This is a genomic window from Pseudomonas sp. NFPP25 (assembly GCF_900116505.1).
GTDB lineage: Bacteria > Pseudomonadota > Gammaproteobacteria > Pseudomonadales > Pseudomonadaceae > Aquipseudomonas > Aquipseudomonas protegens.
Genome location: NZ_FPBG01000009.1, coordinates 83,928 through 95,448, shown reverse-complemented (window position 1 = coordinate 95,448; position 11,521 = coordinate 83,928). Strand labels below are relative to the sequence as shown.

12 protein-coding genes are annotated in these 11,521 nt (G+C 49.0%); 11 read left to right on the top strand and 1 reads right to left on the bottom strand.

The window, feature by feature from the left end; genetic code table 11:
* Positions 1-197: 197 nt before the first annotated feature.
* The 8 genes from BM382_RS29425 (at position 198) to BM382_RS32255 (ending at position 9,613) form a co-directional block, all read left to right on the top strand.
* Positions 198-1,016, top strand: coding sequence for an ABC transporter permease (locus tag BM382_RS29425; RefSeq protein WP_072444912.1), 819 nt, complete (start codon positions 198-200; stop codon positions 1,014-1,016).
* The gene (locus BM382_RS29420) at positions 1,006-2,358 is read left to right on the top strand and encodes an ABC transporter ATP-binding protein (RefSeq protein ID WP_072444910.1); all 1,353 of its coding nucleotides are present in this window, start codon (positions 1,006-1,008) and stop codon (positions 2,356-2,358) included. The genes BM382_RS29425 and BM382_RS29420 overlap by 11 nt, the downstream gene beginning before the upstream one ends.
* A 25-nt stretch (positions 2,359-2,383) precedes the next feature.
* The gene (locus BM382_RS29415) at positions 2,384-4,702 is read left to right on the top strand and encodes a class I SAM-dependent methyltransferase (RefSeq protein WP_072444908.1); all 2,319 of its coding nucleotides are present in this window, start codon (positions 2,384-2,386) and stop codon (positions 4,700-4,702) included.
* A gap of 253 nt (positions 4,703-4,955) precedes the next feature.
* Entirely contained in the window at positions 4,956-6,041 is a 1,086-nt protein-coding gene (gmd, locus tag BM382_RS29410) for a GDP-mannose 4,6-dehydratase (RefSeq protein WP_072444907.1), read from the top strand.
* Between the two features lie 7 nt (positions 6,042-6,048).
* Positions 6,049-6,981: a GDP-L-fucose synthase family protein gene (locus BM382_RS29405; protein ID WP_072444905.1), complete on the top strand. Its 933-nt coding sequence runs from the start codon at positions 6,049-6,051 to the stop codon at positions 6,979-6,981.
* Between the two features lie 4 nt (positions 6,982-6,985).
* Entirely contained in the window at positions 6,986-7,729 is a 744-nt protein-coding gene (locus BM382_RS29400) for a glycosyltransferase family 2 protein (RefSeq protein ID WP_072445012.1), read from the top strand.
* A gap of 18 nt (positions 7,730-7,747) precedes the next feature.
* A complete protein-coding gene (locus BM382_RS29395) occupies positions 7,748-8,860 on the top strand; it encodes a glycosyltransferase family 4 protein (RefSeq protein ID WP_072444903.1) in 1,113 nt (370 codons plus the stop codon).
* Positions 8,861-9,289: 429 nt separating this feature from the next.
* A complete protein-coding gene (locus BM382_RS32255) occupies positions 9,290-9,613 on the top strand; it encodes a hypothetical protein (protein WP_345769788.1) in 324 nt (107 codons plus the stop codon).
* Positions 9,614-9,684: 71 nt separating this feature from the next.
* Here the strand turns inward: BM382_RS32255 and BM382_RS32250 are convergent, their stop codons facing one another.
* On the bottom strand, positions 9,685-9,888 hold the full coding sequence (locus tag BM382_RS32250; protein WP_345769787.1) for a hypothetical protein: 204 nt from the start codon (positions 9,886-9,888) through the stop codon (positions 9,685-9,687).
* Between BM382_RS32250 and BM382_RS32245 the strand changes: the two genes are divergently transcribed.
* The 3 genes from BM382_RS32245 (at position 9,887) to BM382_RS29380 (ending at position 11,477) form a co-directional block, all read left to right on the top strand.
* Positions 9,887-10,489, top strand: coding sequence for a GGDEF domain-containing protein (locus tag BM382_RS32245; protein ID WP_345769786.1), 603 nt, complete (start codon positions 9,887-9,889; stop codon positions 10,487-10,489). The two genes, BM382_RS32250 and BM382_RS32245, sit on opposite strands and share 2 nt — an antisense overlap.
* Before the next feature lie 156 nt (positions 10,490-10,645).
* Positions 10,646-11,017, top strand: a complete 372-nt coding sequence (locus tag BM382_RS29385) for a hypothetical protein (RefSeq protein WP_011063715.1) — start codon at positions 10,646-10,648, stop codon at positions 11,015-11,017.
* Between the two features lie 10 nt (positions 11,018-11,027).
* Positions 11,028-11,477 (top strand): DUF3828 domain-containing protein, encoded by a 450-nt coding sequence (locus BM382_RS29380; protein ID WP_011063716.1) that lies wholly within the window; start codon positions 11,028-11,030, stop codon positions 11,475-11,477.
* Positions 11,478-11,521 lie beyond the last annotated feature (44 nt).

Genomic DNA, 11,521 nt, shown 5'->3' with positions numbered 1-11,521 from the left:
ATGTAAGCTCCAGGCTTTAAAAAATGAGATGCCGGCAACACTGACTGTGGATAGTGGCCCATTCGTGGTGAAGTCTGCATTAGCCTACGTAGCCCGAAACACAGGACTCCCGGGCCACAGTAGCAAAGTCAGCCTTAACGATCGCCAGAAGGTCAAACCGAAGCAGCCGTCCTGAGGACGCTGGAGAAATCGAACTGATGCGAAAATTTTCTATCTCACCAGCAGAAATGCTGATCAGCCTCTGGCGAAACCGGAGCTTGGTACGCACATTGATACAACGCGAGGTGGTAGGTCGCTATCGTGGTTCGATCATGGGAATACTTTGGTCTTTTTTTAATCCGATCTTGATGTTGGTCGTCTACACTTTTGTTTTCAGCGTGATATTCAAGGCGCGCTGGAGTGGTGGAAGCGAATCAAAAACCGAGTTTTCACTTGTATTGTTCGCCGGACTCATCATATATAACCTCTTCGCTGAATGTGTGAACAAGTCTCCTACACTGATTACGTCACATATCAATTATGTCAAGAAAGTCATCTTCCCTCTTGAGATACTGCCATGGGTTGTCTTGGGGTCAGCAATGTTTCATGCCATTGTCAGCCTGGGAGTTTGGCTGATCGCATACTCCATTCTCTTCGGAGTACCAAACGCAACGGTATTGTTATTCCCACTTATACTATTGCCCTTGGCCATGTTCATAATGGGCATCACTTGGACCTTGGCATCACTTGGCGTTTACCTACGAGATATCGCGCATTTCATCGGTACAATCACAACGCTAATGATGTTTTTGTCACCGATATTCTACTCCATCGATGTACTACCTGAAGAATATCGACCATTTTTCATGGCTAATCCACTTACTCCTATTATTGAGCAAACACGAAACGTTTTGTTTTTTGGTATATCCCCGAACTTTTCAATTTTGGCAGTTTATTTTCTTGGATCCATACTAATTGGGTGGACCGGTTTTATCTGCTTTCAAAAAACACGAAAAGGTTTCGCTGATGTCCTCTGAAATTGCGATCAAGGTAGAAAATCTGAGTAAATGTTACCAAATTTACGAACAACCAAGAGATCGTCTCAAGCAAGCTCTCTATCCGAAATTTCAAAAGCTTTTCGGACTGACAGAAAAACAATACTTCAGCGAGTTTTGGGCCCTCCGAGATATCAGCTTTGAGGTAAAAAAAGGCGAATCCGTTGGGATTATCGGCAGAAATGGAAGTGGCAAAAGTACTTTATTACAAATAATAACAGGGACACTTTCAGCCTCTACCGGAAAGGTCACCACGCAGGGACGAATCGCTGCGCTATTGGAGCTTGGCTCTGGTTTTGATCCGGACTTCACAGGCCGTGAGAACGTGTATCTAAATGGTGCATTGCTTGGAATCAGTCACCAAGAAATCGACGCGCGATTCGATAGCATTGCTGCGTTCGCCGACATAGGTGAGCACTTAGACCAACCCGTCAAAACCTATTCCAGCGGCATGCTGGTGCGGCTAGCCTTTGCTGTTCAAGTTCAAGTAGAACCTGACATTCTGATTGTCGATGAAGCCTTGGCGGTTGGCGACGCATTATTTCAAAAGCGTTGCTTTCAACGAATAGAAAGACTTGTCTCGAACGGCACTACTGTTCTTTTCGTCTCCCATGAGCAGGAAAGTGTAAGAACACTGACGAATCGTGCGCTCCTGCTAAAAGATGGTCGCTCCAGGGCCTGGGGACTGTCCTCCGATGTGGTACTAGAGTACCGACGGCTATTGCACGAGGAAGAAACCACTTACCTGTCCTCTCTCGCCAATGAGATTGCGGCCTCCAAAAGTAAGGAGGCCGAGGAAAATATTGTCGTTGATGAGAACGCCTCACGTTCAGAGAAAATGTCATTTGGCGACGGTGGTGTGAAGATACTGAGCGTTCATACACTCAGTGCTGAAAATCAGGCCTGTAATATCTTTTATCCCGGGCAGGACTTAAAAATAAAAATTACCTGTCAATCCAGTATCAAGATCAGCAATTTGAACGTCGCAGTACGTATACGCAACAAAGAGGGCGTAAAGATATATTCATGGGGAACATTGAACCAAGACATGGCGGCCATTGCCTCAGGCAGTGACAGAAATCTGTTTTGGAATAGACACATCAAGCCAGGCGAACAATTTGAAGTGATTTTAGAGGCGCCGTGCAACCTGGGAGCGAACCTTTATGAAATTCAAGCCGCTATCTCCCATGAAAACACCCCAGATTACCAATCCCAACGAATGTTGCACTGGGTTGACGAGGCAGCATTTTTCCAAGTCATGATGATGATGGATAAATATTTTTTCGGTGGTGTGTCCGACCTTAAAATGAATGCGAAATGGTAATGACACTGAATCAGAAGGCTTATCAATGACTGATTATAGAGCTGAGTACGACGACTATTGGTCGCGAGAGGACAGGGTTGGCGAATCCAGCGGTGACGTTGAAATCATTGCCAATCATATCGTGAATACCTGCGGCCTCGGCAGCGTCCTTGACCTTGGATCAGGCGAAGGCTTGCTGGTCGGCGCCCTACTGCGCAGAGGAATTGATGCTAAAGGCCTAGATGTCAGCACTGTAGTGGTTGAACGCTGCAATAAACGATTGCCGGGACGTTTCCAGCAGGGCTCCATCCTTTCACTTCCATTTACTGACGGCGCTTTCCATACCATCGTTTCAACAGACTGCATGGAGCATCTGGAAAAAACAGATGTGCCACAGGCGCTTCAGGAAATTTTTAGAGTTGCGGGCAGATACGTATTTCTGCAATTGGCAACAACCCAAGACCGAGATGGACATTGGCATTTGACTGTCGAAGGCCGTGCTTGGTGGGAGTCAAAGTGCTTTGAAGCTGGGTTTAGAAAGCACCCTAACTATTATCGATTGAATGAGTACGAGGCGCTCAACAACGATAGTTGGCAGATCTACATCCTTCTCGAAAAAATTCCGGCCGAGGCACTGACCGACTATACACTTGAGTCTCTAGATGCAGAGCGTGGCCTGCATATGGATATGACGCGCGACACTGGAGAGCGCTCGGATGCCCATATCATCCGTTATCAATGGGCATGCAACTATATTAAGCCAGGAGATCGCGTGCTGGATGCCGCATGCGGCCTCGGATACGGTGGGTATATTGTCCGTCACTTGACTGAGGCGGCATCTGTCGTAGGTATCGATGGTAGCGATTACGCAATCGACTACGCGACAAAATCTTTTTCATTCAATAGCGATAGAGCCAAATACCAATCGGGCATGCTCCCTGAAGCACTATCGCAATACCAAGATGGTTCTTTTGATGTTGTAATTTCCTTCGAGACGCTCGAACACGTCGAGAAACCAGCAGAGCTACTCCAAGAGTTCTATCGGGTACTGACGCCTGGTGGCCGGGTCATTGTGAGCGTCCCCAACGATTGGAGTGATGAGACAGGCACCGATCCGAATCCCTTTCATCTTCATGTGTACGACTGGAAGCGCTTAAAATCCGAGCTTTCTAACCACTTCTTGCTTGAAGACGCATACGCACAAACTGCAAGCCAAGTTAAGCTCGCGGGGCAAGATAATGTCTGGGAGCGTCGTAGTCGGTCCCTCAGACAAGTACCACTATCCGAAGACTCTCCGGTAGAGTGCGAGTGGTGGTTGATGACTGCCATGAAATCACCACTGGGATCCACGTTTCCATATGAAGAAAGAGTTTTCGCAAACATTGCAGACTCAGGACATCCTTCAATTCGCTACTCGGCGTATTTTGAAAACCCATGGCTCATCTATGCCATGGTTAATGTCAGCTATCGCCTGAAAAACCCTCAAACCTTAGCGACGCTCGCAGAGCAGGTATTGCGCACCATGGACCGGAAGTCCAATGACTACGCAGCCGCGCTATGTGTTAAAGCCTATTCCATTTTTGAAGCTCATCTGATGGAAGTTGGCGCAGTAGCGGAGGTTCTTGCAAAAATAGATCAATTTACAGAACTTTCTTCCAAGGACCTTATGGGGGTGCGCTGGAAAGTTTCTCTCCTCATGATTAAAGGAAAGTTACTGCAAGCTACCGGCCAAATGCTTGAGGCGAAAGAAGCTTTTATAGCCTGCACCAAGATTGACATTCGAAAGTTTGGTATCCACCTCGCTACTAAAGTAACAGAAGCACACTACCTAGCAGGTAGGATCTCACTCGCACGTGAACAGCAGGAAGAGGCTCGCCAATATTGGCAGAAAGGGCTGCTCTTTGGCCAAGTACTACTCGAAGCCTCTCTTGAAGATGTACTGATCAAAAAAACTGCTCCTAACCGTTTTAATAATGGAGATGGTGTTCGCGAGTACACAGTTGCTTGGAACAATATTGCAAAATGCGCAAACGGGATTTATCTATTAAATTTAAACTACGACATAGATTATCTTTCGCTCGAGAACTGCCACCAAACTGAATACAACAATGTAAACGAGCAGCTTATTATTGTTCGCCAGACACTGGTAGAGCGCACACGGCTACTCGAGCAAACTAAAAAAGAGTTCTCTGAACTTGATCAGGACCTGATCAATACCAGACAGCTGCTCATCGAGCGCACAGCACTTCTAGAGCAAACCAGCCAAGATCTCTTAGAGCGCACCGAAGACTTGGTCAACACTCGCCAAGTACTGATCGACCGAACTGAAAGGCTGGAAAAAGCGCTAAAAGATCTTGAGCAATAACGACCAACCAGTCCAGAGATAGGTTCCGTCACTGTCTCTGGACAACCAATTATTTTGCGATCAAGGAGGAGGGGGGGACAAATGATAAAACGACTTACATTAAGAACCTACTACAAAAAGGGACTAGGCTTGAATAGCGGTTCCGCAGCCAGCCAAGCAATGACGATTTAAATAGTTTTTTTGGGCATTCAGTAATACACCAGCCTGATCAAAACTTAAACACCCGAACACTACCTAACTTTAAGTGAAGAGCATGAAAAAGACAGCATTAATTACCGGAGTAACAGGACAAGATGGGGCCTACCTCGCGGAGCTTCTTTTAAGCAAAAATTATGAGGTCCATGGCATCAAGCGTCGTAGCTCACTGATCAACACTGATCGTATCGACCATCTTTACCAAGATCCGCACGAGCCCGATCAACGTTTTATCCTGCACTACGGCGACATGACCGACTCGTCGAGCCTGATTCGTATTATCCAGCAAGTACAGCCGGATGAAATCTACAACCTGGCAGCACAGTCGCATGTGGCTGTATCCTTTGAAGAGCCTGAATACACTGCTAACTCAGACGCATTAGGCGCTCTACGTATTCTAGAAGCCATTCGGATCTTGGGCCTAGAAAAAAAGACCCGTTTCTATCAAGCATCTACTTCTGAACTCTATGGCTTAGTGCAAGAGATCCCTCAAAAGGAATCCACACCGTTCTACCCGCGATCGCCTTATGCGGTTGCCAAGCTTTATGCATATTGGATTACCGTCAACTATCGTGAAGCCTATGGCATGTACGCCTGTAACGGTATCCTTTTCAACCACGAAAGCCCTATTCGTGGTGAAACCTTCGTTACTCGCAAGATAACCCGCGCACTAGCTCGAATTAAACTTGGGCTTCAAGACTGCCTGTACCTGGGTAACATTGATGCTAAACGCGACTGGGGCCATGCAAAAGACTATGTCGAGATGCAATGGCTGATGCTGCAACAAGAGACACCGGAAGACTTCGTCATCGCAACTGGAGTTCAATACAGTGTCCGTGAATTCGTAGAACTGGCAGCTGAAAAAATCGGCATTACTATTACTTGGAAAGGCCAAGGCGTTGACGAAAAAGGTTTCGACGAAAAAGGCAACTGCATAGTTTCAATTGACCCTCGCTACTTCCGTCCGACGGAAGTCGAAACTTTGCTCGGTGATGCATCAAAAGCAAGAAAAATTCTCAATTGGACTCCAAAAATCACGTTCAAGGAACTGGTTTCGGAAATGATGCTGGAAGACATGAAAATCGCAGAGCGTGATGAACTGGTGACTAAGCACGGATACTCATCCTACAATCGCCACGAGTAAATAAGCAATGGATAAAACCTCCAAGATATACATTGCCGGCCATCAGGGGATGGTAGGTTCGGCCATTAAGCGCCGCCTTCATGAGGAAGGTTATGTCAATCTGGTATTTCGAACTCATACTGAACTGGACTTAACCAATCAGCCTGCAGTCGAAGACTTCATACGAGTCGAAAAGCCGGATTACATTTTTTTGGCCGCAGGAAAAGTGGGCGGGATTCATGCAAACCAAACTTACCCTGCTGATTTTATATATCAGAACCTGATGATCCAGACAAATGTTATACATTCAGCTTGGAAGGCAGATGTCCAGCGCTTACTTTATCTTGGATCCAGTTGCATTTATCCTCGTGAGTGCCCCCAACCTATCAAGGAGGAGTACTTGCTCACAGGGCCCTTAGAGCAGACAAATGAAGCATATGCTGTCGCAAAGATAGCAGGCCTAAAACTGTGTGAAAGCTACAACCACCAGTACGGCACTCAATATGCGTCAATTATGCCGACTAACCTCTATGGTCCCAATGACAATTACGACTTAAACAATAGCCACGTGTTGCCTGCGTTAATTCGTAAGGCACATGAGGCTAAGGTCAATGGGGAAAGCCATCTTGTCGTTTGGGGGTCGGGCAGGTCCAAACGTGAATTCCTGTTTGTCGACGATCTCGCCGATGCCAGCGTTCTCCTGATGGAGACACCTACAGATGGCGGGCTATTCAATGTCGGAACCGGCAAGGACATAACTATCCACGATCTGATCATAACTGTGATGAGTGTTATTGGTTTCGAAGGCGATATAGTCTTTGATAGTGACAAACCAGACGGAACGCCGAGAAAGCTCTTAAACATAGACCGTATGCGCAACTTGGGATGGAGCGCAAAAACTTCACTGCAGGATGGTATCGCACGTGCCTACGAGGACTTCCTGTCCAATGTGGCGGAGTAAATTAATGACCGAACCTTTGATAACAATTGCCGTACCCTCTTATAATCAAGGTGAGTTTCTTGACGACGCTTTAGCATCAATTTTTCAGCAGGATATTCCTGTTGAGGTTTTTGTCCTAGATGGCGGCTCAACTGATAACTCCGTGGAGGTTATTCGTAAATGGGAACACCGCTTATGTGGATGGCGCAGCCATGCGGATGACGGTCAAGCCGCGGCAATCAATGAGGGTATTTCGCAAGGAAAAGCACCCTATGTTTGCTGGCTAAATAGCGACGACTGGTTCCTACCAGATGGGTTGGCGACACTCGTGAAAGAGTTGCAAGCCTGCCAAGATGTACCAGCCGTTTACGGTAGGGCCTGGAATGTGATTCAGAAAAACGGAAAATGCACACCTGTGTGGGTGGAACCCTTCCAGGAGCGCAGGCTGGCCTTGCGTTGCATCATCTCTCAACCCGCAACCTTGATCCGTCGGACAGCATGGGACTTGGTAGGAGGCGTAGATGGAAAGTTGCACATGGCTATGGACTATGACTTGTGGTGGAGGCTGTACAAACAACTGGGGGCCATGCGATTCGTTGATAACTACGTGGCAGTCAATCGTGAACACGCAGCAACCAAGACCAAAACCTTGAGAAGGCGCCACTACAAGGAAGCGATGGCGGTGGTGCGTAAGTATCACGGCAGCCTACCTTTAAAGTGGTGGCTGGCTCAGCCTTACTCTGTTTGGTTCAAATCAATAGTCGGTTAGTTAAAGGTCCAGACAGGCATGAGGATTCTTCATTTCTATAAGACATCGTTCCCTGATTCAATAGGTGGTGTCGAGCAGGTGATTAGTCAAATCGCCAGAGGCGCCACTAGACTCGGGGTTCATACAGACGTATTGTCACTTACTCCTAACATCGCCCCTCGCACAATCGAAATTGACGGTTATTTTTCACACAGGGCAAGACTAGACTTCCAAATCGCATCGACTGGGTTCTCTATTTCAGCGTTCCGGCGTTTTGCACAACTGGCCAAAGAAGCAGATGTTATTCACTTCCACTTTCCGTGGCCATTCATGGATATTGTGCATTTAACCCTGCGTATAAAAAAGCCTACGGTAGTCACTTATCACTCCGACATCATCCGCCAGAAAAATCTGCTTAAAATCTATCGCCCCATTAAAAGATTATTTCTTAACAGCATGGATTGCATTGTAGCCACCTCGCCAAACTATTTAGCCACCAGCGAAGTGCTTACTGGATACGTGGATAAAGTTAGAATTATTCCGATCGGCCTAGATAAATCCAGCTATCCAGTTCCAAACGTAGAGCGTCTAACGTTCTGGCGGAATAAACTTGGAAAAAAATTCTTTCTTTTTGTAGGAATGATTCGCTATTACAAAGGGCTTCATATTCTAATGGAAGCTGCACAGGGTACTTCTTACCCTATAGTCATAGTTGGAGCAGGCCCAATTGAAGATCAGATCAAGGCACGAGCAGCTAGGCTGGGCTTGAATAATATATTCTTCCTTGGGCAACTCCCCGAGGAGGACAAAGTTTCCCTTCTTGAGCTTTGCTATGCGGTAGTGTTCCCCTCGCACTTACGATCCGAAGCTTTCGGCATTTCACTTCTTGAAGGTGCCATGTTCGGAAAACCGATGATTTCCAGTGAGATCGGTACCGGTACGACCTTTATAAATATAGCCAACGAAACGGGGCTAGTTGTTCCACCCAGCGACCCAGATGCGCTACGTCAAGCCATGCGTTACCTTTGGGATAATCCAGCAGAGGCAGAAAAACTAGGCAAGAAAGCCGAAGAGCGATACTGGAAGCACTTTACCGCAGAGGTGATGGTTAACGAATACGTCAAAATTTATCGAGAGCTGGCTAAAAAATAACCAGACAGTTTCAGGTATAATACTAATAACCTCCTGAGACTTCTGGCTCCTTTCCAGGCAAGCCCCGCCTCATATAGTTATAACCTTCCCTTGGCTCTACCCGATCTGACCTTCTGGACTTTTTTGACATATAACGCGCACGAACAATGTTACACTACAATACTAATAGCCCCCACTCCGAAAGTTTAACCCTCCTTTAATTCCAACTATCCAACAACTAAATTGATTGACTCAGCTTGCCCGACCGAGCTGTTTCATGAATGATGGATAGCGGCTGGCGCCATTCTACCATTGAGACACTCAGACCGACTTCTTAGTTACCTCCAACGGACGACACAACTGCCCATTAATCCTCGTTTTATCGCTTACTCTGTTTACTGCTTAGTCTTGGACTAAATCCTGATATAACTTTGAGCAGAGGCCATTGTATTGACGCTCCACATCCCCACCCTGCTCGTGGTTTCGACTTTCATTTTCGTCCTGACCGGGCTATCGACCATTCACACCTGGCTCCGCGAAACTCGAGAGCGCCCATTGTCCGACCTGAGCAGCATGATGCTTCTGGCCGCCTTGGGTCTGGCGCAGGTAAGCCTGCATAATCTGGAAGCAGAGTTCGTACCTGAGGTGCTTGGCAACATGGTTCTTTTGCTGCTTGCAGCATTGAACCGAAGCGAAATACGCATACTCACGGCCGCACTTCCTGCAAACCGAAAATACTGGCTAGAGCAGCGTCATGGCTTGCTCTGTGCCTGATCCCCTCTTTTTATGCTTCCATAACAATATGGGTTTCGGTGTATTCAGCTATCGTCGCCAGACATGGCTTGCTAACAATATTGGAGTTCTGGCGCAACCGACATTGTCTCGAAGTTACCTACCTGCCAGCCTTGATCTTGATCTTGATCTTGATCTTGATCTTGACGGTGCTGCATACCGCGTTTTATGCCGAGCGTACCTTTGTCGACCAGGACATCCCCCTTGATCAGGCGCTGAAGAGCCTTGTTGCCGGGGTGCCACTCTTCTCCATTCATGCTGTTCGAATCGATGCTGTATGTGATCGGCATTGCCTACGTGACCCTGTGCATGGTCAAGGAACGAGTCGAACTGCGCTTCAAGGCGGCGGCCTTCTGCGACGCCCTGACCGGTATCGGCAACCGCCGGGCGTTCATGGTCAATGGCGAGCGGATGCTGATCGAATGCCAGCGCCGGTGCTCACCAATGGCCTTGCTGCTGTGCGACCTGGACCATTTCAAGCGCCTGGACGACGCCTACGGTCATCAGACCGGCGACCAGGTGCTGGTCGCATTCAGCCAGGTGCTTGCAGAAACCCTGGGTACAAAAGACGTATTTGCCCGCATTGGCGGTGAAGAGTTCGCCTGCCTCCTGGCCGCGACCGATGAGCAGGCCGCAGTAACGGTAGCCGAGCGGGTTCGCCAGGCTTTTGCCCGCTTGCCTCTGCTGGAACCCGGGCTGCTCAGCGTCAGCATCGGTGTGGTCAGCAGTGAAACCCGGGGCTACGACCTGCCGCGCCTGTTGTCCCTGGCCGACGAAGCCCTGTATGGCGCCAAGCACCAGGGGCGCAACCGAGTGCACACGGTATCGCGCAGCGCCCTGGAGTTGCAGCCGGACTGAACGGCCAGGCCGCCTGGCTCCTGCGTGGTTTTGCCAATCAGCGGGATAACTGTGATACGCCCCCCAAAGGCGGCAAATAAGGCACTTAGCCAGTATTTCCGGCGCCCTTGGGCAAGAATAAACTCGCCGCTCTCCAGGACTCTCGGATGACAAGGAATGTGGAATAAAGAAGCCGCTATCAGTCACTTGAACGCTCACGCTCACGCCGGTAGTACGGGGCGCTGTGCGGCCTATACTCGCCAGGCGATCGAAGCCGGTGGCGGTGGGGTGATTCTGCACAGGAAGCACTCGGCCAAGGACTTCGGCTCATCATTAACTTCTGCCGGTTTCATCGAACAGCCGGCCGGCCAGACGCCCGCAGCGGGCGATGTGGTGATCATCCAGCCCATTCCCGGGCACCCCCACGGTCACATGGCGATGTTCAACGGCACACTCTGGGTGTCAGACTTCAAGCAACTGCACGGTTTCTACCCGGGGCATTCCTACCGGGTGCAGAAACCTGCCTACAAAATCTATCGCCATCCGTAAGGGGTCCCCCATGAGAATGCTGTTCTGCTCGCTGCTGGCAGCGGTCGCGATGCATCAGTCGGTCGCCCTGGCCGACTGCGCCAGTTCGCCAAAGCCCGCAACCCAGGCGTTTTATAGCTGGTACCTGCAAACCTTCAGCGAAGACAAGGATCCGTTGACCGACAATGTGGCGGAAATGAAGAAGTACGTCTCCGACTCGCTGATCACCAAGATCAAGAAACAGATGGCCAGCCCCGACGGCCTGGAAGAGGACTACTTCCTCAAGGCCCAGGACTACATGGATGAGTGGCTGACCCAGATCAAGGTCAGCGAACCACAAGTCCAGGGCTCCAGCGCCAAGGAGCAAGTGACGTTGGGCAACACCCCGGACACCACCCAGATCGTCGATGTGCGGATGATCAAGGACAAGGGCTGCTGGAAGATCGATGAAGTGATTTCCACCGCCGACCAGAGCGATTGACCTACCGCTTCGGCGCTGACTCCGGCCACAGCGCGGGTCGTCCA

Bases quoted from the DNA above. Each gene is read 5' to 3' on its own strand.
- BM382_RS32245 (WP_345769786.1), top strand. From the start codon at position 9,887: ATGCTGTTCGAATCGATGCTGTATGTGATCGGCATTGCCTACGTGACC.
- BM382_RS29385 (WP_011063715.1), top strand. From the start codon at position 10,646: ATGTGGAATAAAGAAGCCGCTATCAGTCACTTGAACGCTCACGCTCAC.
- BM382_RS29400 (WP_072445012.1), top strand. From the start codon at position 6,986: ATGACCGAACCTTTGATAACAATTGCCGTACCCTCTTATAATCAAGGT.
- BM382_RS29415 (WP_072444908.1), top strand. From the start codon at position 2,384: ATGACTGATTATAGAGCTGAGTACGACGACTATTGGTCGCGAGAGGAC.
- BM382_RS29380 (WP_011063716.1), top strand. From the start codon at position 11,028: ATGAGAATGCTGTTCTGCTCGCTGCTGGCAGCGGTCGCGATGCATCAG.
- BM382_RS29405 (WP_072444905.1), top strand. From the start codon at position 6,049: ATGGATAAAACCTCCAAGATATACATTGCCGGCCATCAGGGGATGGTA.
- BM382_RS29395 (WP_072444903.1), top strand. From the start codon at position 7,748: ATGAGGATTCTTCATTTCTATAAGACATCGTTCCCTGATTCAATAGGT.
- BM382_RS32250 (WP_345769787.1), bottom strand. From the start codon at position 9,888: ATGAATGGAGAAGAGTGGCACCCCGGCAACAAGGCTCTTCAGCGCCTG.
- gmd (WP_072444907.1), top strand. From the start codon at position 4,956: ATGAAAAAGACAGCATTAATTACCGGAGTAACAGGACAAGATGGGGCC.
- BM382_RS29425 (WP_072444912.1), top strand. From the start codon at position 198: ATGCGAAAATTTTCTATCTCACCAGCAGAAATGCTGATCAGCCTCTGG.
- BM382_RS29420 (WP_072444910.1), top strand. From the start codon at position 1,006: ATGTCCTCTGAAATTGCGATCAAGGTAGAAAATCTGAGTAAATGTTAC.